The sequence below is a fragment of the Paraburkholderia sp. BR10882 genome (assembly GCF_040948855.1).
GTDB lineage: Bacteria > Pseudomonadota > Gammaproteobacteria > Burkholderiales > Burkholderiaceae > Paraburkholderia > Paraburkholderia nodosa_A.
In genome coordinates this window covers 44,447-67,127 of record NZ_JBFPKP010000001.1, presented here as the reverse complement: position 1 = coordinate 67,127, position 22,681 = coordinate 44,447, and the positions used below count along the sequence as shown (strand labels likewise).

The following is a 22,681-nucleotide window of genomic DNA, read 5'->3' as shown; positions in this document are numbered from 1 at the left end:
GCGCCCCGGCACTTCACGTATTCAAAGTAAAAGGGGCTGCACCATGGATCTACGTAAGCTGAAGACTCTGATCGACCTCGTCTCCGAATCGGGCATCTCGGAGCTCGAAGTGACCGAGGGTGAAGGCAAGGTGCGCATCGTCAAGAACGCGCCGCCCGTTTACGTGCAGCCTGGCCCCGCGCAATACGCGGCGCCGGCCATGGGTGCCCCGCTCGCAGCGCCCGCCCATGTGGGCGAAGCTGCCGCTGCGGCTCCCGCCGCGCCCCCCGTGCCGCAAGGCCACGTCGTGACCTCGCCGATGGTGGGCACGTTCTACCGCGCGCCGTCGCCGGGCGCCGACCCGTTCGTCCAGGTTGGCGACACGGTCAAGGAAGGCCAGACGCTTTGCATCATCGAGGCGATGAAGCTGCTCAACGAGATCGAGTCGGACACGGCCGGCGTGGTCAAGGAAATCCTCGTCGAGAACGGTCAGGCAGTCGAATACGGCCAGCCGCTCTACGTGATCGCCTAAGCTTTTCTGCGCGCGGCGGCGGCCTTCTTTTTTGGCCGCCGCCGCGTTTGTCGCGTTTGGCGCCCCATGACGGCGACGCACGCGACCGATCCTCTGAGGCGTACGCACATACGACTTGCGACGCCCTTTGATGAGTCGAATACCCACCATGTTTGAAAAAATCCTCATTGCCAATCGTGGCGAAATCGCGCTCCGCATCCAGCGCGCATGCCGCGAACTCGGCGTCAAGACGGTCGTCGTCTATTCGGAAGCCGATAAGGAAGCCAAGTACGTGAAGCTCGCGGACGAGGCGGTCTGTATCGGCCCGGCGCCTTCGAACCTCTCCTATCTGAACATGCCGGCGCTCATCAGCGCGGCCGAAGTCACCGACGCAGAAGCGATCCACCCCGGTTACGGCTTCCTCTCCGAGAACGCCGATTTCGCCGAGCGTGTCGAGCAGTCGGGCTTCACGTTCATCGGCCCGCGCCCGGAAACGATCCGCATGATGGGCGACAAGGTCACGGCGAAGCAGACCATGATCAAGACCGGCGTGCCCTGCGTGCCGGGCTCGGAAGGCGCGCTGCCCGACGATCCGAAGGAAATCGTGAAGATCGCGCGCGCGATCGGCTACCCCGTCATCATCAAGGCGGCGGGCGGCGGCGGCGGGCGCGGCATGCGCGTCGTGCATACGGAAGCGGCGCTCGTGAACGCGGTCAACATGACCCGCGAGGAAGCCGGCCGTGCGTTCGGCAACCCGCAGGTCTACATGGAGAAGTACCTCGAGAACCCGCGTCACATCGAAATCCAGATTCTCGCGGACTCGTTCAAGAATGCCGTGTGGCTCGGCGAGCGCGACTGCTCCATGCAGCGCCGCCACCAGAAGGTGATCGAGGAAGCGCCGGCGCCGGGCATCGCGCGCCGCCTGCTCGATCGCATCGGCGATCGCTGCGCCGACGCCTGCAAGAAGATGGGCTACCTCGGTGCGGGCACGTTCGAGTTCCTGTATGAAAACGGCGAGTTCTACTTCATCGAGATGAACACGCGCGTGCAGGTCGAGCACCCGGTCACCGAGCTGATCACGGGCATCGACATCGTGCAGGAGCAGATCCGCATTGCTGCGGGCGAAAAGCTCTCGTTCCGCCAGCGCGACATCCAGTTGAAGGGTCACGCGATCGAGTGCCGTATCAACGCGGAAGATCCGTTCAAGTTCACGCCGTCGCCGGGCCGTCTCACGTCGTGGCACATGCCGGGTGGCCCTGGCGTGCGCGTCGACTCGCATGCCTACAATGGCTATTTCGTGCCGCCGAACTATGATTCGATGATCGGCAAGCTGATCACCTACGGCGCCACGCGCGAGCAGGCTATTCAGCGCATGCGCATCGCGCTCTCGGAAATGGTGGTCGAAGGCATCCAGACCAACATCCCGCTGCACCGCGAGCTGATGCTCGATGCGAAGTTCGTCGAGGGCGGCACGAGCATTCACTACCTCGAAAGCCGTCTGGCCGAACGTCAGGCAGTGAAGAAGGACGAAGCGTAACTCATGAGCTACCGGGAACTGATCGTCGAGCTCGAGCGTGACCGCGCGGAAGAACTTTCCGACGCGTTGATCGAGCTTGGCGCCCTCTCGGTGTCGGTGGAAGACGCCGACGCCGACACGCCCGACGAGCAGCCGCTCTTCGGCGAGCCGGGCTTAACGCCCGAGCGCACCGCGTGGCAGCATTCGCGCGTGATTGCGCTGATCGGCGCCGATCAGGATCCCGCCGTGCTGCTCATGGCCGCTTCGAACGAGTTGGGTCTCGCGCAAACGCCGAAGTTCTCGCTGCGCGAAGTCGAGGAGCAGGACTGGGTGCGTCTGACGCAATCGCAGTTCGACCCGATCCAGATCGGCGAGCGCATCTGGGTCGTGCCGTCGTGGCACGATGCCCCGGACCCGAACGCGCTCGTGCTCGAGCTGGACCCGGGCCTCGCGTTCGGCACAGGCAGCCATCCCACCACGCGTCTGTGCATGGAATGGCTCGAACAGCACGTGCAGCCGGGCAATTCGCTGCTCGATTACGGCTGCGGCTCGGGCATCCTCGCGATCCTCGCGAAGAAGTGCGGAGCGAATCCGGTGATCGGCATCGACATCGACCCGCAGGCAGTCGAGTCGGCGCGCCACAACAGCGAGCGCAATCGCGCGGAGGTTACCTACGGCCTGCCCGACGATTGCCCCGCCGGCGAGTTCGACATCGTCGTCGCCAATATTCTGTCGAATCCGCTCAAGCTGATGGCCTCGATGCTCTCGTCGCGCGTGAAACCGGGTGGGCACATCGCACTTTCGGGCATTCTCGCGCGCCAGGCCGAGGAAGTCGCGCAGGTGTACGCGCAGTGGATCGAGATCTCGGTCTGGCGCGAACACGAAGGCTGGGTCTGCCTCGCGGGCACGCGGCGCGCCTAGTCCCTTCCCGTTCCGATCAGGCTCGCACGAGCCTGATCGCGCCCCAAGCGGCAAGACCGAAGTCGTAGACTGCGGTGGATTGCCAGTAGAATGCGGGTATCACCAATCCTCCGGTCTACCCAGATCTTCGGCCCACATGCTTCTGGCAACGCGCTGCCCCTTCTGTGAAACCGTATTCCGCATCCAGCCAACGCAGCTCGCCGTGCGGCGAGGCCTCGTGCGTTGCGGACATTGTCAGGAAGCGTTCGACGCGTCGGGCAGTTTGTACGAGATGCCCGAAGGGGGCGACTTCACGCGCGCGGTGCCCCTTGCAGCCGAAATCGCGGCCAGCCTGACCTCGCCGCCATCGGAGCCCCCTTCGCGCTTTGCCGCGCAGCCCGCTTCGGAACCCGCCTCACAATTCGCATCGCAGTCTGCATCACAAGCCACATCGCAGCAGCCCGATGATCAGGCGTATCAACCCGCAGCAGCAACGCCATCGCAAGAGCCGCCCCCCACGCTGGGCGCCACGCCCAATTTCACGAATCGCACGTGGGACCCGTGGGCGCCGCCGCAGGACAGCCAGCGCGATCCGCGCCTGAAATACGACGCCGACAAACTGCCTGGGGCAAGCGTTGCCCGCGGCGCCTCGCCTGAAATTACGCCCGGAGCCGAGTCGCGGGTCGCCTTCGACGACGAACCGACGCCTGGACGCGCTCCACAAGATGCGCCGCGTGTGCCGGCGGCACCTGCAGCAGAACCGGTACCGCCCCCCCGGCAGCCCGCAGCCGCCGAACCCTTCCCGCCCGCCGCGCGCTGGACGCGCAGCGAGCCGAACCTGGGCACGAGCGGCCCGAAAGAGCCGACCTTTTCGGCCAACGAAGCATCGGCTGCGGCTCGCATGAACGACCCTGAGCCCGCGCTCGGTCCCCGCACCCGCGAAGCCGCGCCAGAGCCCGCGTTCAGCGCGCTCTCGCCCAACGACGGCGCCTCACCCTTCGCCGTCACCCGCGAAGCGCCCGCCCGCCCGCGCGGTTCGCGCGGCCTCGTCTGGCGCATTCTCGGCACGCTCATCGCCATCCTGCTGTTTGCGCTGCTCGTCGTGCAGCTCGCGTGGTGGCAGCGTGAAACGGTCATGGTCTACTGGCCCGACTCGCAGTCGCTCTATCAGCAGGCGTGTGAGCAGCTTGGCTGCCGCGTGCTGCCGCCGCGCGACATCGACGGTCTGCTGGTCGAGCCGTCCGATCTGCGCCAGGTCGACAACGAGCCGCATCACCTCGAACTGAAGGTGCCGCTGCGCAACCGCTTCAACGTGGCGCTCGCGTACCCCGCGATCGAGCTGTCGCTGCTCGACCGGCAGAACAACATCGTCGTGCGGCGCGTGCTGTGGCCGCAGGACTACGTCACGCCCGGCACGTCCATCGAAGCCGGTTTGCCCGCACGCACCACGCAGACCATGATCGTGCGGCTCGACACGGGCGACGTGGTGGCGTCGAACTTCCGCATCGAGATTTTCTACCCCTGATTTTCCGTCTGTACGCGGGTGCACTGGCGTGCCCCGCGCATTTCCCGGCGTCCCGTATCGCGCGGGTGCGCCATTCACCACACCATGCATTCCCGGAGAGCACATCATGAGTCAAGTCACGCTAGGCGGTAACCCGATCGACGTCGCCGGCACGTTCCCGAGCGTCGGCCAGAAGGCCCCGGCGTTCTCGCTCGTCGGCAAGGATCTGAAGCCTGTCTCGCTCGCCGATTTCGCCGGCAAGCGCAAGGTGCTGAACATCGTGCCGAGCCTCGACACGCCGACCTGCGCCACCTCCACGCGCAAATTCAACGAAGCCGCCGCCGGCCTGAGCAACACGGCTGTCGTCGTGATCTCGGGCGACCTGCCGTTCGCCGCCGCGCGCTTCTGCACGACCGAAGGCATCGCCAACGTCGTCACGGCCTCGACCTTCCGCGGCCATGAATTCGCGCAAGCCTATGGCGTGGACGTGACGAGCGGCCCGCTCACCGGTCTGACCGCGCGCGCCGTCGTCGTGCTCGACGAAAACGACAACGTCCTGCACGCCGAGCGCGTGAGCGAAATCAAGAACGAACCGAACTACGACGCCGCACTCGCCGCGCTGAAGTAATCCGGCGGCGGCGCACACGCGCCTCGCGCCTGCGCTTTCAGATCAATGCGCAGGCGACGCGCAGGCCGGTGCGCCGCCCCCTTCCCCTACCACGCCCTACAGGAATTTCCGCCTTGGCTACGCTGATCTGCGGCTCGCTCGCCTACGACAACATCATGACCTTCGAGGGTCGCTTTCGGGAGCACATCCTGCCCGAGCAGGTGCACATCCTGAACGTGAGCTTTCTCGTGCCGACGATGCGCCGCGAGTTCGGCGGCTGTGCCGGCAACATCGCGTACGCGCTCAATCTGCTCGGCGGCGACGCCCGCATCATGGCGACGCTCGGCGCAGCCGACGCGCGCCCGTACCTCGAACGCCTCGACACGCTCGGCCTCTCGAAGGCGCACGTGCGCGTGCTGGAGGATACGTGGTCCGCGCAGGCGATGATCACGACTGACCTCGAGAACAACCAGATCACCGCGTTCCACCCGGGCGCGATGATGCAATCGCATTTGAACCGCGCCGACGAAGCGCCCGGCATCAAGCTCGGCATCGTCGCGCCGGACGGCTTCGACGGCATGGTCCAGCACGTCGAGCAGTTCGCGAAGGCCGGCGTGCCGTTTATCTTCGATCCGGGCCAGGGCCTGCCGCTCTTCGACGGCGCTTCTTTGCGCCGCGCGATTGAACTTGCGACCTACGTAGCGGTCAACGACTACGAAGCCAATCTTGTCAGCCATCGCACCGGCTGGTCGTTCGACGAAATCGCCGGCCATGTCGACGCGCTGATCGTCACGCGCGGCGAGCACGGCTCGCAGATCTACCACAGCGGCAAGATCGAGGAAATTCCTCCGGTCAAGGCCGCTCAGGTGCTCGATCCGACCGGCTGCGGCGACGCTTTCCGCGGCGGCCTGCTCTACGGCATCGAGAACGGCCTCGACTGGGCAACCACGGGGCGTCTCGCGAGCCTGATGGGCGCGCTCAAGATCGAGCATCTCGGTCCGCAAAACTATGCGCCTACGCGAGCGCAGATCAACGAACGGTTCAAGGAGGCATTCGGCTACGAACTGCCGAACTGAACGCGGGAGCCGCACACGAACGGCGCCCATTGGAGCTACGGGAATGAAAATAACAAGTCGTCTGATTGTTGCAGCCATGCTCGCGGGGTCGCTCGCGATGTCGGGCTGCGCCTATAACAGCAGTTCCGCCGATGTGTACACGGCCTCGCAGGCGCAGCGCGAGCAATCGGTGCGCATGGCCACGGTCGAAAGCGTGCGCGCGGTGAAGATCAGCTCCAACAACGGCCAGCCTAGCGGCCTTGGCGCGGTCGGTGGCGGCGCGCTCGGCGCGGTCGCCGGCAGCCGGATCGGCGGCGGCACGGGCTCGATCGTCACCGGCATCATCGGCGGCATTGCGGGCGCCGTGGCCGGCAACGCGGTCGAGAACGGCGTGGCCATGCGCGACGGCCTCGAGATCACGGTGCGCCTCGACAACGGCGACTACCGCGCCATCACGCAATCGGCGACCGGCGAAGTGTTCAACGCGGGCGAGCGCGTGCGGCTGCTCTCGAGCGGCGGCGTGACGCGCGTCACCCACTAAAGCTTTCCCCTGTACCGCAGCGGCGCCTCGCGCCGGATGCGGAACCTCAGGCGCATGTGCTCCCCTGTGCATGCGCCTTTTTTCATGCCCGCACGCGGCATGCAGGCGCCCTCACCCCGACTATTACGAACTCCAGACGAAAAAAATCCCGCCGCGGGACAACCCAGCGACGGGATTGGGATCGAGCCTGGCGCTCCATGCCGCCCGGCCCGGCCAACGAAGCGCGCGTACGATGCAGCCTGCGCGCTTCGTCTCGGACTGCTTACGGACGGCTGCCGGTCGGGAACGGCCATGCTGCGGCCGGATTCAGGGCAGTCTTGACCGTTGCTGCGGGCGCGGACGGTTGCGCAGCAGGGGCAGCAGGTGCGGCAGCGGCCTTCGCAGGCGCCTTCTTGGCAGCCTTCTTGGCGGCAGCCTTCTTCGCAGGCGCAGCCTTCTTGGCAGCAGCCTTCTTCGCAGGCGCCTTCTTGGCTGCAACCTTCTTCGCAGCGACCTTCTTGGCGGCGGCCTTCTTCGCCGGTGCTGCCTTCTTCGCAGCAACCTTCTTCACGGCGACTTTCTTGGCTGCAACCTTCTTCGCTGCGGCCTTCTTCGCCGGTGCTGCCTTCTTCGCAGCGACCTTCTTCACGGCGACTTTCTTGGCTGCAACCTTCTTCGCTGCGGCCTTCTTCGCCGGTGCTGCCTTCTTCGCAGCAACCTTCTTCACGGCGACTTTCTTGGCTGCGACCTTCTTGACCGCGACCTTCTTCGCTGCGGCCTTCTTCGCCGGAGCTGCCTTCTTCGCTGCAACCTTCTTCACTGCGGCCTTCTTAGCCGCCGGTTTCTTCTTGGCAGTAGCCATTTTTTTCTCCTTCAGGTTCAGATGAGAGTCAGTTCAAACTACACCCTTCGTCAAAACCCGCTTCCCGCGAACGCTTCTCACGGCGCACGCTGCGAAGCGGGCTATTCATCGGCGTACGCTGATCCCGCGCGCTTACGCTAATGAATGCGGTAAGGCGCGCCGTGCCACGAGGCACAGCGCGCCAAGTCATTCCGGCGTCGGCTACCGACACCGGGCAACGTTCGTTGAAAGCGGCGGCCTCACGACACGCGAAGCCTGCGCGCTTTTCCGGGGGGAAGTTTGCCCATCCCTCTGAAGGGTTCGCAAAGTGCCTGTCACGTCGGTGAGCCAGCCTGGCTCCGGGCATGCTTTGCATCAGGCGTTCCTGCTCCTAATCATCATGCCGGTCGAGGCGCCTGCACGGCGCCTCGCGGCAACCCCAAAAGACTTGCACCGCAGTGCGCCCGGGTTATTCCCAGGACAGCGCACCACCCGTCTGATATTCGATCACGCGCGTCTCGAAGAAGTTGCGTTCCTTCTTCAAGTCGATCATCTCGCTCATCCACGGGAACGGATTCTCTTCGTTCGGGAACAGCTGATCGAGACCGATCTGCTGGCAACGGCGGTTGCAGATGAAGCGCAGATAGCTCTTGAACATCGATGCGTTCAGACCGAGCACGCCGCGAGGCATGGTGTCCTCGGCGTAGCGGTACTCGAGGTCGACCGCATGCTTGAACAGTTCGGTGATTTCCGCACGGAACGCCGGGGTCCACAGGTGCGGGTTTTCAAGCTTGATCTGGTTGATGAGGTCGATGCCGAAGTTGCAGTGCATCGACTCGTCACGCAGGATGTACTGGTACTGCTCAGCGGCACCGGTCATCTTGTTCTGGCGGCCGAGCGCGAGAATTTGCGTGAAGCCTACATAGAAGAACAGGCCTTCCATGATGCAGGCGAACACGATGAGCGACTTGAGCAGGTTCTGATCGGCTTCGAGCGTGCCGGTCTTGAACGACGGATCAGTCAGCGTCTGGATGAACGGGATCAGGAACTCGTCCTTGTCGCGGATCGACTTGACCTCGTGGTACGCGTTGAAGATCTCGCTCTCGTCCAGACCCAGCGACTCGACGATGTACTGGTAGGCGTGCGTGTGGATCGCCTCTTCGAACGCCTGGCGCAGCAGGAACTGGCGGCATTCGGGCGCCGTGATGTGCCGGTAGGTGCCGAGCACGATGTTGTTCGCGGCGAGCGAGTCGGCGGTCACGAAGAAGCCGAGGTTGCGCTTGACGATGCGGCGCTCGTCCTCGGTCAGACCGTTCGGGTCCTTCCACAGGGCGATGTCGCGGGACATGTTGATTTCCTGCGGCATCCAGTGGTTCGCGCAGCCTGCCAGGTATTTTTCCCAAGCCCACTTGTACTTGAACGGGACCAACTGATTCACGTCGGTCTGGCCGTTGATGATGCGCTTGTCGGCGACATTCACGCGCGCTTCGGTCGAGACCGGCGCTTGCGGCGGCGGTGCAACGGCGAAGTCGCTGGCGAAGATGTTGGTCGCCGTGGAAGCCTGAGGAGCGGAACGCAGACCAAACTGCACCTCGGCAGCCTGGACAGCCTGACCCGCGGGGTTGCGCATTGCGTTTTGCTGCGCACCGCTCGACGGAGTTACGGCCGTGATCTCGTCATCCCAGTTGAGCATAAATGTCACCATCAATTTAGATCGGTTTGTACCATCTTTTCGTGAGCGATAAAAGGGTTCGCACACGAAAAATCCTGTTTTCGATTCGCGTTGCGACCTCGATACAACACTTTGTTATCGCATCGTGTCGATTGCATCGCGTGAGCACTGTGTAGAGAGCACTGATTCGTCGTGCTCACTTCGCATGTGCGATGTGCTTCGAAGGTCTTCGCGACATCGAGAGCGTGTGTGAAAGACGGGGTTCGCCGCGCGCTTTTCTCTCGCGCTGCGAGCGCGTTTTCACTCGCCGCTCACTGCCTGCCGCGCGCGGCGCTGGAAGCTCGCGCGGCCATGAGTCTTGTCCCTGCGAGAAACTCCAGGGATTCCTTCCTGTTGCCTCTTTCGCGTACCGCAACGCGCGTGGTGCGAGTTGCCGGGAGAGCCGGCGCGCATTGCGCGCGCCTCGTTCGTTGTTACATCTCGCTACGACTGCTTCGACTACTGTTTACTACTGATGCTGCAGTCCTCGCATGATGCGAGCGGCGTTGCACCGCACGCATCATGCGCAGCCAGCTTTACTGGCAAGCCTCGCACTCTTCGAAGCCGGGGTCGCCCGGACGCATCATGCACACCGGACCATCGGCTTCCGGCGCCGCCTCAACCGCGGCTTGCGGTGCGGCCTGCATCGTGGTCGACCCTGCTGCACCGCCGAATGCGCCGCCCGTTGCACCGCCGAACGCGCCGCCTGCATTGCCGCCGCCCTCGCCGCCCGTCGGCACGGCGTTGAGCGCGCCGTGCGCAACCGTCGACTTCTCGACGTGCGTCGCCCCCATCGTGCGCAGGTAGTACGTGGTCTTCAGACCGCGCACCCATGCGAGCTTGTAGATCTCATCGAGCTTCTTGCCCGATGCGCCCGCCATGAAGATGTTCAGCGACTGCGCCTGGTCGATCCACTTCTGACGACGCGATGCGGCTTCGACGAGCCACGTCGGGTCGACTTCGAACGCCGTTGCATACACAGCGCGTAGATCGGCCGGCACGCGGTCGATGCGCGAGAGCATGCCGTCGAAGTACTTCAGGTCGGCGACCATGACTTCGTCCCACAGGCCGCGCGCCTTCAGGTCGCGCACCAGGTAGTCGTTCACCACCGTGAATTCGCCCGAGAGGTTCGACTTCACATAGAGGTTCTGGAACGTCGGCTCGATGCAAGGCGACACGCCGATGATGTTCGAGATGGTCGCGGTCGGGGCGATCGCGATGCAGTTCGAATTGCGCATGCCGTGCGTCGCGATGCGCTCGCGCAGCGACGTCCAGTCCATCGATTCGCTCGAGTCGACTTCGACGTAGCCGCCGCGTGCTTCAGCGAGCAGCTTGAGCGTGTCCTGCGGGAGGATGCCGCGATCCCACAGCGAGCCGCGGTAGGTCGAGTAGCGGCCGCGCTCGGCTGCCAGCTCCGTCGACGCCCAGTACGCGTAGTAGCAGACGGCTTCCATCGAGCGGTCGGCGAACTCCACGGCTTCCTGCGAAGCAAACGGCGTGCGCAGAACGTGCAGGCAGTCCTGGAAGCCCATGATGCCCATGCCCACCGGACGGTGCTTCAGGTTCGAGTTGCGCGCCTTCGACACCGCGTAGTAGTTGATGTCGATGACGTTATCGAGCATGCGCATCGCCACGCTGATGGTGCGCTTGAGCTTGTCGTGGTCGAGCGCGAACGTGCCGTCGGCCTGTTCCACCATGTGCGCGACGAGGTTCACCGAGCCCAGGTTACACACGGCGATTTCGCTGTCGCTGGTGTTCAGCGTGATTTCCGTGCACAGGTTCGACGAGTGGACGACGCCCACGTGCTGCTGCGGCGAACGGATGTTGCACGGATCCTTGAACGTGATCCACGGGTGACCCGTTTCGAACAGCATGCCGAGCATCTTGCGCCACAGTTGCGCGGCCGGCAGCTTCTTGAACAGCTTGATCTCGCCGCGCGCGACCTTTTCTTCGTAAGCCGTGTAAGCCTGTTCGAACTCGGCGCCGAACTTGTCGTGCAGATCCGGGCAGGTCGAGGGCGAGAAGAGCGTCCAGTCGCCGCCTTCCATCACGCGCTTCATGAACAGGTCGGGAATCCAGTTCGCCGTGTTCATGTCGTGGGTGCGGCGGCGGTCGTCGCCGGTGTTCTTGCGCAGCTCGAGGAATTCTTCGATGTCGAGGTGCCACGATTCCAGGTAGGCGCACACCGCGCCCTTGCGCTTGCCGCCCTGGTTCACGGCGACAGCCGTGTCGTTCACGACCTTCAGGAACGGCACGACGCCTTGCGACTTGCCGTTGGTGCCCTTGATGTGCGAGCCGAGCGCGCGCACGCGCGTCCAGTCGTTGCCCAGACCGCCGGCAAACTTCGAGAGCAGCGCGTTGTCCTTGAGCGCTTCGTAGATGCCGTCGAGGTCGTCGGCAACCGTCGTGAGGTAGCACGACGAGAGCTGCGAGCGATGCGTGCCCGAGTTGAACAGCGTGGGCGTGGACGACATGAAGTCGAACGACGAGAGCACGTTGTAGAACTCGATCGCGCGCGCTTCGCGGTCGATCTCGTTGAGCGAGAGGCCCATCGCGACGCGCATGAAGAATGCTTGGGGCATTTCGATGCGCGTGCCGCCGACGTGCAGGAAGTAGCGGTCGTACAGCGTCTGCAGACCGAGGTAGCCGAACTGCAGGTCGCGGCTCGCGTCGAGCGCGTTGCCGAGACGCTTGAGGTCGAACTGCTGGAGCTTGTCGTCGAGCAGGCCCGCTTCCACGCCGCGCTTGATGAACTGCGGGAAGTAGTCGGCGTAACGCACGGCCATTTCGGCTTGCGTCACTTCCTCTTCGAGAATTTCGCGACGGATCGTGTGCAGCAGGATGCGCGAGGTCACCTGGCTATACGCCGGGTCCTTTTCGATCATCGTGCGCGCAGCGAGGATGGCCGAGTCGTAGACCTGGCTCATCGGCACGCCGTCGTACAGATTCTTGACCGTCTCCGCGACGATCGGGTCGGCGTTGACCGCGTCGCCGAGACCGTCGCACGACGAGTCGATCAGTGCGCGCAGCGCCTGCATGTCGAGCGGGCGCGTCACGCCGTTGTCCGTGACGTTGATGCCGGGCGCTGCGCTCGCTGCCGTTTCCGGCGCGTTGGCGCGCTCCTGGTTGCGCTTCTCGCGATACAGCACGTAGGCGCGCGCGACGTTGTGCTCGCCGCCGCGCATCAGCGCGAGTTCGACCTGATCCTGGATGTCTTCGATGTGGAACGTGCCGCCGTTCGGACGGCTGCGCACGAGTGCGCGCACGACGTTCTGCGTGAGCTGTTCGACGAGCTCGCGAATGCGCGCAGACGCCGCGCCCTGGCCGCCGTTTACGGCGAGGAAGGCCTTCGTCATCGCGATCGCGACTTTCGAAGGTTCGAACGACACCACGCTACCGTTGCGGCGAATCACCTTGTGGTCGGCGAACTGCTGCGCGCTCGTCTGGCCGTCTTGCGGTTGGCCACCCAGCGTGTGCGCGGCGGGCGCGCCTTCATACCGGGTCGAGACGTTATCGGTCGTTTGCATGTGCAAAGCTCCTGGGTCCTGGAAAGGTGCGAAGAGAGTTCGCGGATTAAGACGGACGCCGACGTCGTGCCCCCGTGTGCACGCTCGATCGGGCAGAGAATAAAGTCCAGCCTGGCGAGGCTGCCGGATGCGACAAGGCAGATGAATCACGGACTGCTTCGGTCTTCATCGTGGATGTCGCGATCATTGGCTGTACCTTCTCTCTCGATTACAGCCGGTGCGCCGGTTCTCTCGGCCGGCGGCACCGTACAAAGTTTCTGTTTTTTCTATGCCGGTAACGCGCGCGGCGCCTTGCGAGTGAAGCGGGGCGCCGCGGTACAACACAACATATGGTGTGAAGCCTTGTTTCGGGTACCAAGTATAGTGGAAGAAACAGTACGATCAAATGGCTTTTTTTGCTGGTCCTATCTTGACAAGACCACAAGCCAAGCGGCGCGGGGCCTGGCGGCGAATGCCCCTTCGAGTGGTCTGCGAGGCGCGCGCGAAGACCCTGCGTTTGCGCGCAAAAGGTGCTTATTTCTTGTGCAGCTTGAGAGGTTCAGCAGGCGATCGAACGTGTCACGACGCCGCGTCCTGCGCGCCGTGCCCCTGGATATAGGGGAAGCTGGCATCGGCGAGCTGCGTATCGTGTTTGAGGCGCGCCCAGTCGAAGTGCGGGCCGGGATCGGTCTTGCGCCCGGGCGCGATGTCCGAATGGCCCGCCAGCGCCTCGATCGGATAGTGCGCGATGAGCGCCTTCACGAGCGCCGCGAGCGTCGCGTATTGCGGCGCCTCGAAGGCCGTCGTGTCGCTGCCTTCCAGTTCGATGCCGATGGCGAAATCGTTACAGCGCTCGCGCCCGAAGAAGCTCGACGCGCCCGCGTGCCACGCACGCTCGTCACACGAGACGAACTGCTCGAGCGTGCCATCGCGATGAATGACGAAGTGCGCCGAGACGCGCACGCCGCGCAGGTTGGCGTCGAAGTACGGATGCGCGTCGCAGTCGAGGCGGTTGAGAAAGAGATCGGCGATCTCGGGGCCGCCGAAGACGTTGGGCGGCAGGCTGATGTTGTGGACGACGATGAGCGTCGGCACGGCGCCTGGCGGGCGGGCCTCGAAGTTGGGCGAAGGCAGTTGGCGCGCGCCGGGCACCCAGCCCTGCGCATCGACTGCGTACGCGCGCGATCCTGGCAGTCCTGGCGATCCAGCAGCGCTCATCGTGCGGGGCGATCCTGGGCCGTGGTGCGCGCGTCCCAGGCACGCGCGTGCTCGGAACTGCAGAACGAGCGCGCGCCGACACTCACCGATTCACTGCGCGGCGCATGCACGCCACACTCGGCGCAGCGCACCATCGGCTCGGGCAGCGCAGCCTTGCCGCTCGTGCTCGCGCCGCCAGTGGCGCTTTGCGCGGCGCCCTGTCCCGGCTGCGCGCCCTGTCCCGGTTGCGCACCGGCGCGCGTCTGCGTCTGCGCACGGCGCAGCGCCTTGACGAACCACTGTCCGACCACGAACAGCAGGACGAGGAGAAGAATCTGTCTCATCGGAACACGCGACTCACACGACTCAAACCACAGGGCGGTGCAGCAGCACCTCGAAGACGAAACGGCTGCCCACATAAGCGAGCAGCAAGGCGATGAACGATGCGATCACCCAGCGCAGCGCAGCGCGGCCGCGCCAGCCGGAAATCTTGCGCGCGGTGAGCAACGCGCCGAACATCAGCCACGAAAGAATCGCGAAGACGGTCTTGTGATCGAGCGAAAGCGGCCGGTCGATCAACTGCTCGCTGAACACGATGCCCGAGACGAGCGTGGCCGTGAGCAGCACGAAGCCCGCGCCGATCAGGCGGAACAGCAGCTTTTCCATCGTGAGGAGCGGCGGCAACGTCTCGATCCAGTTCGAGAGCCAGCCGCCGCCGCGATTGCCCGCGTTGCGCTGGAAGCCGGCGCCCTTGAGCGCATGCAGCCGGCGCTCGACGGCGAGCATCAGCACCGCATGCAGCGCGGCGATCGCAAAGAGCCCGTAGGCGACGTTCGCGATGACGAAGTGCAGCTTGAACATCGGCGCGGCCGCGTAGGGCAGCACGCGCACGCCGCCGAACACGAGCGGCAAGATGGACGCGACGGCCGCCAACGGCAGCAGCAACAGACGCAGGCCGTCGAGCGAAAAGAAAAAGCTCTCGATCCAGTAGATGCCCGCGCCGAGCCAGAACATGGCCGACAACGCGAAGGCGAAGCCGAACACCATTTCGTTGGCGGGGAAGATCGTCATGTGCAGGAGCACGCCGTGCGCGGCGAGCGCGGCGAACAGCAGCGCGCGCGAAAGCGGGCCGAAGGTCCGCGCGCGCAGGGCGTCGCCGCCCGCGCCGAGCGTCACCGGAACGGGAGGCACGCTGCCGAGCAGCGGCGCGGTGCCCGCGCGGCGCAGCGCGCGCCAGTCGGCGGCGCACAATCCGCCGTACAGGAGCACGGTGAGGGCATACAGTACAATATCCATGTTCGAAGTTTACTATAGGCCCCCTGGCCGCGCGCTCACCTAACGAATCGGCGACGAAACGCGGCGCATTCCCGTTTTGCGCGCGCGGGCCGGGCCGCACTGCTCACCGCCTCCCCATGCTCGACAATCTCACTCAACGGATGGCGCGCGTCGTCAAGACGCTGCGCGGCGAAGCCCGGCTGACCGAAGCCAATACGCAGGAAATGCTGCGCGAGGTGCGTCTCGCCCTGCTCGAAGCGGACGTGGCGCTGCCCGTCGTGCGCGAATTCATCGCCAAGGTGAAGGAGAAGGCGCTCGGCGAAGAAGTGATCTCCAGCCTCTCGCCGGGCCAGGCGCTCGTCGGCGTGGTGCAGCGCGAGCTGACCGCCGTGATCGGCGGCGACTACGAAGGCCGTGCCGCCGAACTCGATCTCGCCGTCACGCCGCCTGCCGTCATCCTCATGGCGGGTCTGCAGGGCGCCGGCAAGACCACCACCACCGGCAAGCTCGCCAAGCTCCTGCGCGAGAAGTACAAGAAGAAGGTCCTCACCGTTTCGTGCGACGTCTACCGCCCTGCCGCTATCGCGCAGTTGAAGACGGTGACGGAACAGGTCGGCGCCGACTTCTTCCCCTCGCAGCCGGACCAGAAGCCCGTCGAGATCGCCGCCGCCGCGGTCGACTGGGCCAAGCGCCACTATCACGACGTGCTGCTCGTCGACACGGCCGGCCGGCTCGGTATCGACGAGGCGATGATGAACGAGATCACCGCGCTGCACGCCTCGCTCAAGCCCGCCGAAACACTGTTCGTGGTCGACGCCATGCTCGGTCAGGACGCGGTCAACACCGCGAAGGCGTTCAACGACGCCCTGCCGCTCACCGGCGTCGTGCTCACCAAGCTCGACGGCGACTCGCGCGGCGGCGCGGCGCTCTCCGTGCGCCACATCACGGGCAAGCCGATCAAGTTCGTCGGCGTCGCGGAAAAGCTCGATGGCCTCGAGGTGTTCTACCCGGACCGCATGGCGAACCGTATTCTCGGCATGGGCGACATTCTCGCGCTCGTCGAGGAAGCGCAGCGCGGCGTGGACGTCCAGGCCGCGCAAAAGCTCGCCGACAAGGTCAAGAAAGGCGGCGACTTCGACCTCAACGACTTCCGCGCGCAGCTCTCGCAGATGAAGAGCATGGGCGGCCTGTCGTCGCTCATGGACAAGCTGCCCGCACAGTTCCAGCAGGCCGCCTCGGGCGCCAACATGGGCCAGGCCGAGAAGCAGATGCGCCGCATGGAAGGCATCATCAATTCGATGACGCCCGCCGAGCGCGCCAAGCCCGAGCTCATCAAGGCCACGCGCAAGCGCCGCATTGCGGCGGGCGCTGGCGTGCAGGTTCAGGAAGTGAACCGCATGCTCAACCAGTACGAGCAGATGCGCACCATGATGAAGAAGCTCAAGGGCGGCAATCTGCAAAAGATGATGCGCGGCATGAAGGGCATGATGCCCGGCATGCGCTGATCTTGCGGGCCGCGCGGCGCACATCGCGCGCACGGCGGCCCCATTCGACGCGGCGCGCGACGGACCGAATGCGCGGGTTTATGCTGTAGCGCGCGCCGCCGTTATTTTCCACACTTCAATAGCTACAGCTACCTTCCCGCCAGAGTCATGAATCGCGAAGAAGCCCTGCACATTTTCCGCCACTCCGAAGAGATCGTTTCGGAGGGCGACGTCAATGCGTCGATCGGCCGGATGGCCGAAGCCATCCGCGCCGAAATCAGCGAGGACTTCCCGCTCGTGCTGTCGGTGATGGGCGGCGCCGCCGTGTTCACCGGCATGCTGCTGCCGCACCTCGACTTCCCGCTCGAGTTCGACTACATCCACCTCACGCGCTACCGCAACGCGATCAAGGGCAGCGCCGAGATGCAGTGGCGCGTGGCGCCGCGCGAGTCGGTGAAGGACCGTGTGGTGCTCGTGCTCGACGACATCCTCGACGAAGGCGAGACCATGGCCGCGATTCGCGACCGCATCATGGACATGGGCGCGAAGCGTTTCCTTTCGGCCGTGCTGTGCGAGAAGACGCTGACGAAGGCCAAGCCGCTGCATCCCGACTACTGCGGTTTTTCGGTGCCGGACCGCTACGTGTTCGGCTGCGGCATGGACGCCAAGGGATACTGGCGCAATCTGCCGACTATCCGTGCGCTGACCGAAGGCGCGTGAAGCGCGCATCGACTGTCTGACGCACCATGAAAAAAGCAGCCCGCGGGCTGCTTTTTTGTTGCCTGCGACGCGCGCTGCACGCGGCGTCAGAGGTGATGCACGAAGGTCGCGATGCCCGCGAGGATCATCTCCACCGATATCGCCACGAGCACGAGGCCCATCAGCCGCTCGAAGGCCGTCACTACGCGCTCGCCGAGCCACTGCTGGATGCGCTCCGCCATCACCAGCACGACCGCGCAGATCACCATCGTCACGACGAGCGCGGTCATCCATTCGTAGAGTTTGCCCGGCGCCTGAGAGGTGAGCAGCATGACCGTGGCAAGCGCCGAAGGCCCGGCCAGCGCAGGAATGGCGAGCGGCACGATGAGCGGCTCGCCGCCCTTGTCGCCGCCACCGAACGGGCCGCCCGGATGCGGAAAGATCATCCGCAGCGCGATGAGGAACAGTACGATGCCGCCGCCGATGCGCAGCGATGTATCGGTGAGCCCCATCATGCGCAGGAAGCTGTTACCGGCGACCATGAAGATCAGCAGGATCACGAACGCAATCGCGACCTCGCGCAGGATCACGACCGCGCGGCGCTGCTTGGCAACGCCGCGCAGGCAACTGATGAAGAGCGGAATATTCCCGAGCGGGTCGGTGATGAGGAGCAGCAGGACCGTAGCGGACAAAAAACTGTACTCCACGCTCGCAGCGCTCCTTTAACCGGGATGGATCGTCGTTAAACCGCGAGTGCCGCGCGGATCTTCTGCGCCACCGTCTGCGCGGCCTCATCGGCCGCGAGCAGCGTCGCTTCGGTATCGCGGCGGCCCTGGTACTCGATCTTGCCGTCCTTCAGGCCCCGCTCGCCGATCACGAGACGATGCGGCACGCCGATCAGTTCCCAGTCGGCGAACATCACGCCCGGGCGCTCGCCGCGGTCGTCGAGAATCACGTCGACGCCCGCTTCGAGCAGTTCGTTGTAGACGCGCTCGGCGTGCTCACGCACGAGCTCGCTGCGGTCCATGCCCATCGGGCACACGACGACCTGGAACGGCGCGATCGACTCAGGCCAGATGATGCCCTTCTCGTCGAAGTTCTGCTCGATGGCTGCACCGAGGATACGCGTGACGCCAATGCCGTAGCAGCCCATCTGCATCGGCGCGGGCTTGCCGTTCTCGGCGAGGAACGTGGCGTTCATCGCTTCCGAGTACTTCGTGCCGAGCTGGAACACGTGGCCCACTTCGATGCCGCGGCAGATGTCGATCACACCCTTGCCGTCCGGCGAGGGATCGCCCTTCTTCACGTTGCGGATGTCGGCGACGACCGGCTCCGGCAGGTCGCGGCCCCAGTTCACGCCCGTGGTGTGGAAATCGACTTCGTTCGTGCCCACTACGAAATCGCTCATGTTCGCGACCGTGCGATCGGCGATCACCTTGACCGGCTTCTTCGTGCCCAGCGGTCCGAGGTAGCCCGGCGGCGTGCCGAACCACTCGACGATTTCCGCTTCGGTCGCGAAGCGGAAGCCGCTCAGACCTTCGAGCTTGCCGACCTTGATCTCGTTCAGATCGTGGTCGCCGCGCAGCATCAGCAGCCAGATCGTGGGCTCGGCGCCTTCGTTGTCCGTCGCGAGGATGATCGACTTGATCGTGCTTTCGAGCGGGATGCCGAGAAGTTCAGCCACAGCCTCGCATTTCGCCGCGCCCGGCGTGGGCGTCTTCGTGAGCGCTTGCGTGGGGGCGCCGCGCTGCGCGATGAGCGGCAACGCTTCGGCGGCTTCGACGTTGGCCGCGAAGTCCGAGGTCGGGCAGTAGGCGATGTCGTCCTCGCCCGTTTCCGCGATCACGTGGAATTCGTGCGAGCCGCTGCCGCCGATCGAGCCGTTGTCGGCCGCGACTGCGCGGAACTGCAGGCCGAGACGCGTGAAGATGCGCACGTAGGCGTCGTACATTTTCTGGTACGAGAGCTTGAGACCTTCGACGTCCTTATCGAACGAATACGCGTCCTTCATGATGAATTCGCGCCCGCGCATCACGCCGAAACGGGGACGGATTTCGTCGCGGAACTTCGTCTGCACCTGGTAGAAGTTCACCGGCAGCTGGCGATAGCTCTTGATCTGGCCGCGCGCGATGTCGGTGACGACCTCTTCGTGCGTCGGGCCCATCACGAAGTCGCTCTGCTTGCGATCCTTGAAGCGCAGCAGTTCCGGCCCGTATTGTTCCCAGCGACCCGATTCCTGCCACAGCTCGGCCGGCTGCACGGCCGGCATGAGCAGCTCGATGGCGCCGGCGCGGTTCATTTCTTCGCGCACGATCTGCTCGACCTTGCGAATCGAACGCAGGCCGATCGGCAGATAGTTGTAAATGCCGCCAGCGATGCGACGGATCATGCCCGCGCGAACCATCAGCTTGTGGCTGACGATTTCCGCGTCAGCGGGCGCTTCCTTCAGGGTGCCGATAAAGAAACGGGAGGCTTTCATTCAAATTATCCAAAAGCGGCGGCCCGGTGCAGACCGCCCGAAGAAGTGACCAACGGAGGAGTTCACGAACCCGCCATTATGACAACGTGCCGCATGCCGCGCCGATGACGCGGGCCAGATGCCAGACCGATCGCGCCCCGAGACCGTTTTGCGCGGCCGCGGCCATTCGCTCGACTTTCCGGACGGCGGGTCACGGACGGCGGGTGCGTGAGGGCCGTTATCTGTTTATAATCAAAGCAATTTTAAAGGATTCGAAGGTGGTTGTATGCTGGATCGTGAGGGGTTTCGCCCGAACGTCGGCATCATCCTCTTGAACGCGCGAAACGAGGTGTTTTGGGGCAAGCGGGTTCGCGAACATTCCTGGCAGTTTCCGCAAGGGGGCATCAAGTATGGTGAAACCCCCATGCAGGCAATGTTTCGGGAGTTGCACGAAGAAACCGGTTTGCATCCGGAGCACGTCAAGATCGTCGGTCGCACACGCGACTGGTTGCGTTATGAGGTGCCGGACAAGTTCATCAAGCGCGAAGTGCGCGGCCATTATCGCGGCCAGAAACAGATCTGGTTTCTGCTGCGTATGGTCGGGCGCGACTGCGATATCTGCCTGCGGGCAACGGAGCATCCTGAGTTCGACGCGTGGCGCTGGAATGAATACTGGGTGCCGCTCGAGGCGGTCATCGAGTTCAAGCGTGACGTCTATCAACTCGCGCTGACCGAACTCTCGCGCTTCCTGCGCCGGCCCGCGCCGCGTCAGGAGCGTCTGGGCGTGCAGGCTCACGAGGTGCGCTACCCGCGCATCGTGACGTCGGCGCACGCAGACGCGGTGCACGCCGAGCCGTATGAGGCCATGCCGGAAGGCGTAGCCGCACGGACAGCGCGTACGCCGATCGAAAGCGATTGCGAGTCGGCGCAGAGTATCATCGAGCCTGCGCAGGACGAGCAGGATCAAGGGGCTTGAGCCAACGCAAAGAACGCCCGAACCGGCGGGGTCCGGCGCATCACGCGCCGGGCCCCGCCGGTTCGCATTCGCGGCGCAGTTCGTTCGTAACTGACGCCCGTGCTTCGAGGAAAACCAATTTGAAACGATTTGCTCTTGCTGCGGCATGCGCCGCAGGCGGTGTGCTGCTTGTGTCGGGACTGGCCGCGTGCTCCAGTTCCGGTCCCACGAACAAGGACGACAGCGCGTTCGTCTACCTTCTGGACCGCAAGGGCGAATGGCAGGAGAACAAGCTCGAAGGCCTGCCGCCGCTGCCGCAGGCCGGCGCGACGCTGCTGCCGTTCGATGTCTCGAACAACTCGCCGCTCAAGTTCGCCATCGACCCCGCATCGCTCACGGTCGGCACGGATGGCGTCGTGCGCTACACCATCGTCATCTCGAGCCCGAGCGGCGCGCGTAACGTGAACTACGAAGGGATTCGTTGCGACACCTACGAGTGGCGCCTCTACGCGAGCCTCGACGCCGATCACAACGGCTGGGACCAGACCGTCGCGAACAACTGGTCGCGCATCGAGAACGGCACGCTCAATGCGTACCAGTCGAGGCTCTATCAGGACTACTTCTGCGCCAACAAGATGCCGATCGCGAAGGCGTCGACCCTTATCGAGAACCTGCGCTACGGCCGAACGCAGTCGACGCTGGTGCGTTAAGCCGCGCCATGCCATGCTGCGAAGGGCATGAAAAAAGCCGCTGCGGCCTTTGGCCACAGCGGCTTTTTGACGTTTGGCGCTGCGCGGCTGCGCGGGAACGCCCGTCAAACCAGCACGAGATTGTCGCGGTGAATCAGTTCCGGCTCGAGCATATAGCCCAGGATCCCCTCGATCTCGCCGCTCGGATGACGCTGGATCAGCTTGGTTTCCGCGCTGCTGTAGTTGGTGAGTCCGCGCGCCACTTCCACGCCCGCGCCGTTCAGGCAAGCGATCACTTCACCTCGCGCGAACGCACCCTGCACGCCGGTCACGCCGATGGGCAGCAGGCTCTTGCCGTCCGCCGTGAGCTTCTGCACCGCGCCGTCGTCGATCACGACGTGGCCGCGCACCTGCAGATGGTCGGCCATCCACTGCTTGCGCGCCGCCATGCGCGCCGTACGCGCGATGAGCTGCGTGCCGATCGCCTCGCCCGCAGCCAGACGCACGAGCACTTGCGCTTCGCGCCCGCTTGCGATCACCGTATTCGCGCCGCTATGTGCGGCGCGCTTGGCCGCGAGGATCTTGGTGAGCATGCCGCCGCGGCCGATGCTCGACCCCGCGCCGCCCGCCATTGCCTCGAGTTCCGGCTTGCCTGCATCGGCTTCCTGCACGAGCGTCGCACCCGGGTCCTTGCGCGGATCGGCCGTATACAGGCCGCTCTGGTCGGTGAGGATGATGAGCGCGTCGCCTTCGATCAGGTTCGCGACGAGCGCGCCGAGCGTGTCGTTGTCGCCGAACTTGATTTCGTCGGTGACCACGGTGTCGTTCTCGTTGATGATCGGCACGACGCCCAGGCGCAGCAGCGTGAGCAACGTCGAGCGCGCATTGAGATAGCGTTCGCGGTCAGCCAGGTCGGCATGCGTGAGCAGGATCTGCGCAGTGCGGATATCGTGCTCGGCAAAGCGGCTCTCGTAGACCTGCGCGAGCCCCATCTGCCCGACTGCCGCGGCAGCCTGAAGCTCGTCGATTTCGCGCGGCCGCTTCGTCCAGCCGAGCCGTTGCATGCCTTCCGCGATCGCGCCCGAACTCACGAGCACGACTTCCTTACCCTGCGCACGCAGCGCCGCAATCTGCGCGGCCCAGCGGCCGATTGCCGCATGATCGAGCCCGCGGCCGTCGTTGGTGACGAGGCTCGAACCGACTTTCACTACCAGACGCCGCGAATCGGCGATGACGGAACGCATGCTGCGCGGTCTCCCAAATGACTGATGACG

The 22,681-nt window shown here is 64.7% G+C and carries 21 protein-coding genes; 11 read left to right on the top strand and 10 right to left on the bottom strand.

Annotated features, from left to right (window positions below):
• Positions 1-43 precede the first annotated feature (43 nt).
• The 7 genes from accB (at position 44) to AB3X99_RS00275 (ending at position 6,613) form a co-directional block, all read left to right on the top strand.
• Positions 44-511, top strand: a complete 468-nt coding sequence (accB, locus tag AB3X99_RS00305) for an acetyl-CoA carboxylase biotin carboxyl carrier protein (protein WP_069268520.1) — start codon at positions 44-46, stop codon at positions 509-511.
• 148 nt (positions 512-659) lie between these two features.
• Complete coding sequence (gene accC / locus AB3X99_RS00300) at positions 660-2,027, top strand: acetyl-CoA carboxylase biotin carboxylase subunit (protein WP_028214031.1); 1,368 nt, start codon at positions 660-662, stop codon at positions 2,025-2,027.
• Between the two features lie 3 nt (positions 2,028-2,030).
• Complete coding sequence (prmA, locus tag AB3X99_RS00295; RefSeq protein ID WP_342948394.1) at positions 2,031-2,927, top strand: 50S ribosomal protein L11 methyltransferase; 897 nt, start codon at positions 2,031-2,033, stop codon at positions 2,925-2,927.
• Positions 2,928-3,063: 136 nt separating this feature from the next.
• Positions 3,064-4,431, top strand: coding sequence for a DUF3426 domain-containing protein (locus AB3X99_RS00290; protein ID WP_368615875.1), 1,368 nt, complete (start codon positions 3,064-3,066; stop codon positions 4,429-4,431).
• Positions 4,432-4,537: 106 nt separating this feature from the next.
• On the top strand, positions 4,538-5,038 hold the full coding sequence (gene tpx, locus AB3X99_RS00285) for a thiol peroxidase (protein WP_042270386.1): 501 nt from the start codon (positions 4,538-4,540) through the stop codon (positions 5,036-5,038).
• A gap of 113 nt (positions 5,039-5,151) precedes the next feature.
• The gene (locus AB3X99_RS00280; protein ID WP_342948392.1) at positions 5,152-6,093 is read left to right on the top strand and encodes a carbohydrate kinase family protein; all 942 of its coding nucleotides are present in this window, start codon (positions 5,152-5,154) and stop codon (positions 6,091-6,093) included.
• 43 nt (positions 6,094-6,136) lie between these two features.
• Positions 6,137-6,613: a glycine zipper 2TM domain-containing protein gene (locus AB3X99_RS00275; RefSeq protein ID WP_069268516.1), complete on the top strand. Its 477-nt coding sequence runs from the start codon at positions 6,137-6,139 to the stop codon at positions 6,611-6,613.
• Between the two features lie 262 nt (positions 6,614-6,875).
• Here the strand turns inward: AB3X99_RS00275 and AB3X99_RS00270 are convergent, their stop codons facing one another.
• The 7 genes from AB3X99_RS00270 to AB3X99_RS00240 form a co-directional block, all read right to left on the bottom strand.
• Positions 6,876-7,454, bottom strand: a complete 579-nt coding sequence (locus tag AB3X99_RS00270) for a histone H1-like DNA-binding protein (RefSeq protein ID WP_069268515.1) — start codon at positions 7,452-7,454, stop codon at positions 6,876-6,878.
• Positions 7,455-7,482: 28 nt separating this feature from the next.
• Positions 7,483-7,809, bottom strand: coding sequence for a hypothetical protein (locus tag AB3X99_RS00265; RefSeq protein ID WP_083245612.1), 327 nt, complete (start codon positions 7,807-7,809; stop codon positions 7,483-7,485).
• Positions 7,810-7,902: 93 nt separating this feature from the next.
• Positions 7,903-9,126 (bottom strand): ribonucleotide-diphosphate reductase subunit beta, encoded by a 1,224-nt coding sequence (locus tag AB3X99_RS00260; RefSeq protein ID WP_028207823.1) that lies wholly within the window; start codon positions 9,124-9,126, stop codon positions 7,903-7,905.
• A gap of 554 nt (positions 9,127-9,680) precedes the next feature.
• Positions 9,681-12,671: a ribonucleoside-diphosphate reductase subunit alpha gene (locus tag AB3X99_RS00255; RefSeq protein WP_342948391.1), complete on the bottom strand. Its 2,991-nt coding sequence runs from the start codon at positions 12,669-12,671 to the stop codon at positions 9,681-9,683.
• Between the two features lie 558 nt (positions 12,672-13,229).
• A complete protein-coding gene (ampD, locus tag AB3X99_RS00250; RefSeq protein ID WP_368615874.1) occupies positions 13,230-13,868 on the bottom strand; it encodes a 1,6-anhydro-N-acetylmuramyl-L-alanine amidase AmpD in 639 nt (212 codons plus the stop codon).
• Positions 13,865-14,191 (bottom strand): PP0621 family protein, encoded by a 327-nt coding sequence (locus tag AB3X99_RS00245; RefSeq protein ID WP_368615873.1) that lies wholly within the window; start codon positions 14,189-14,191, stop codon positions 13,865-13,867. Before AB3X99_RS00245 ends, ampD begins: the two co-directional genes overlap by 4 nt.
• Before the next feature lie 22 nt (positions 14,192-14,213).
• Positions 14,214-15,143, bottom strand: coding sequence for an inner membrane protein YpjD (locus AB3X99_RS00240; protein ID WP_368615872.1), 930 nt, complete (start codon positions 15,141-15,143; stop codon positions 14,214-14,216).
• A gap of 116 nt (positions 15,144-15,259) precedes the next feature.
• Here AB3X99_RS00240 and ffh point away from each other — a divergent pair, with 116 nt between their 5' ends.
• On the top strand, positions 15,260-16,627 hold the full coding sequence (gene ffh / locus AB3X99_RS00235) for a signal recognition particle protein (protein WP_368615871.1): 1,368 nt from the start codon (positions 15,260-15,262) through the stop codon (positions 16,625-16,627).
• Positions 16,628-16,774: 147 nt separating this feature from the next.
• A complete protein-coding gene (locus AB3X99_RS00230) occupies positions 16,775-17,326 on the top strand; it encodes a hypoxanthine-guanine phosphoribosyltransferase (protein ID WP_028207817.1) in 552 nt (183 codons plus the stop codon).
• An 86-nt stretch (positions 17,327-17,412) separates the two neighbouring features.
• On the opposite strand, the gene AB3X99_RS00225 is transcribed toward AB3X99_RS00230, so the two are convergent.
• On the bottom strand, positions 17,413-18,012 hold the full coding sequence (locus tag AB3X99_RS00225) for a MarC family protein (RefSeq protein WP_069268509.1): 600 nt from the start codon (positions 18,010-18,012) through the stop codon (positions 17,413-17,415).
• 35 nt (positions 18,013-18,047) lie between these two features.
• Positions 18,048-19,784 (bottom strand): proline--tRNA ligase, encoded by a 1,737-nt coding sequence (locus tag AB3X99_RS00220; protein WP_342948387.1) that lies wholly within the window; start codon positions 19,782-19,784, stop codon positions 18,048-18,050.
• Between the two features lie 265 nt (positions 19,785-20,049).
• Between AB3X99_RS00220 and AB3X99_RS00215 the strand changes: the two genes are divergently transcribed.
• Both AB3X99_RS00215 and AB3X99_RS00210 read left to right on the top strand, forming a co-directional pair.
• Positions 20,050-20,739, top strand: a complete 690-nt coding sequence (locus AB3X99_RS00215; RefSeq protein WP_069268507.1) for an RNA pyrophosphohydrolase — start codon at positions 20,050-20,052, stop codon at positions 20,737-20,739.
• Positions 20,740-20,858: 119 nt separating this feature from the next.
• Complete coding sequence (locus tag AB3X99_RS00210) at positions 20,859-21,428, top strand: CNP1-like family protein (protein WP_342948386.1); 570 nt, start codon at positions 20,859-20,861, stop codon at positions 21,426-21,428.
• A gap of 104 nt (positions 21,429-21,532) precedes the next feature.
• Here AB3X99_RS00210 and proB read toward each other — a convergent pair whose 3' ends face one another.
• Positions 21,533-22,651 carry a glutamate 5-kinase gene (gene proB / locus AB3X99_RS00205; protein ID WP_342924461.1) on the bottom strand — a complete coding sequence of 373 codons (1,119 nt, stop codon included), beginning with the start codon at positions 22,649-22,651 and terminating at the stop codon, positions 21,533-21,535.
• Positions 22,652-22,681 lie beyond the last annotated feature (30 nt).

Bases quoted from the DNA above. Each gene is read 5' to 3' on its own strand.
- AB3X99_RS00275 (WP_069268516.1), top strand. From the start codon at position 6,137: ATGAAAATAACAAGTCGTCTGATTGTTGCAGCCATGCTCGCGGGGTCG.
- AB3X99_RS00215 (WP_069268507.1), top strand. From the start codon at position 20,050: ATGCTGGATCGTGAGGGGTTTCGCCCGAACGTCGGCATCATCCTCTTG.
- tpx (WP_042270386.1), top strand. From the start codon at position 4,538: ATGAGTCAAGTCACGCTAGGCGGTAACCCGATCGACGTCGCCGGCACG.
- AB3X99_RS00230 (WP_028207817.1), top strand. From the start codon at position 16,775: ATGAATCGCGAAGAAGCCCTGCACATTTTCCGCCACTCCGAAGAGATC.
- AB3X99_RS00270 (WP_069268515.1), bottom strand. From the start codon at position 7,454: ATGGCTACTGCCAAGAAGAAACCGGCGGCTAAGAAGGCCGCAGTGAAG.
- AB3X99_RS00240 (WP_368615872.1), bottom strand. From the start codon at position 15,143: ATGGATATTGTACTGTATGCCCTCACCGTGCTCCTGTACGGCGGATTG.
- AB3X99_RS00245 (WP_368615873.1), bottom strand. From the start codon at position 14,191: ATGAGACAGATTCTTCTCCTCGTCCTGCTGTTCGTGGTCGGACAGTGG.
- accB (WP_069268520.1), top strand. From the start codon at position 44: ATGGATCTACGTAAGCTGAAGACTCTGATCGACCTCGTCTCCGAATCG.
- proB (WP_342924461.1), bottom strand. From the start codon at position 22,651: ATGCGTTCCGTCATCGCCGATTCGCGGCGTCTGGTAGTGAAAGTCGGT.
- ffh (WP_368615871.1), top strand. From the start codon at position 15,260: ATGCTCGACAATCTCACTCAACGGATGGCGCGCGTCGTCAAGACGCTG.
- prmA (WP_342948394.1), top strand. From the start codon at position 2,031: ATGAGCTACCGGGAACTGATCGTCGAGCTCGAGCGTGACCGCGCGGAA.
- AB3X99_RS00260 (WP_028207823.1), bottom strand. From the start codon at position 9,126: ATGCTCAACTGGGATGACGAGATCACGGCCGTAACTCCGTCGAGCGGT.
- AB3X99_RS00220 (WP_342948387.1), bottom strand. From the start codon at position 19,784: ATGAAAGCCTCCCGTTTCTTTATCGGCACCCTGAAGGAAGCGCCCGCT.
- ampD (WP_368615874.1), bottom strand. From the start codon at position 13,868: ATGAGCGCTGCTGGATCGCCAGGACTGCCAGGATCGCGCGCGTACGCA.
- AB3X99_RS00255 (WP_342948391.1), bottom strand. From the start codon at position 12,671: ATGCAAACGACCGATAACGTCTCGACCCGGTATGAAGGCGCGCCCGCC.
- AB3X99_RS00265 (WP_083245612.1), bottom strand. From the start codon at position 7,809: ATGCAAAGCATGCCCGGAGCCAGGCTGGCTCACCGACGTGACAGGCAC.
- accC (WP_028214031.1), top strand. From the start codon at position 660: ATGTTTGAAAAAATCCTCATTGCCAATCGTGGCGAAATCGCGCTCCGC.
- AB3X99_RS00290 (WP_368615875.1), top strand. From the start codon at position 3,064: ATGCTTCTGGCAACGCGCTGCCCCTTCTGTGAAACCGTATTCCGCATC.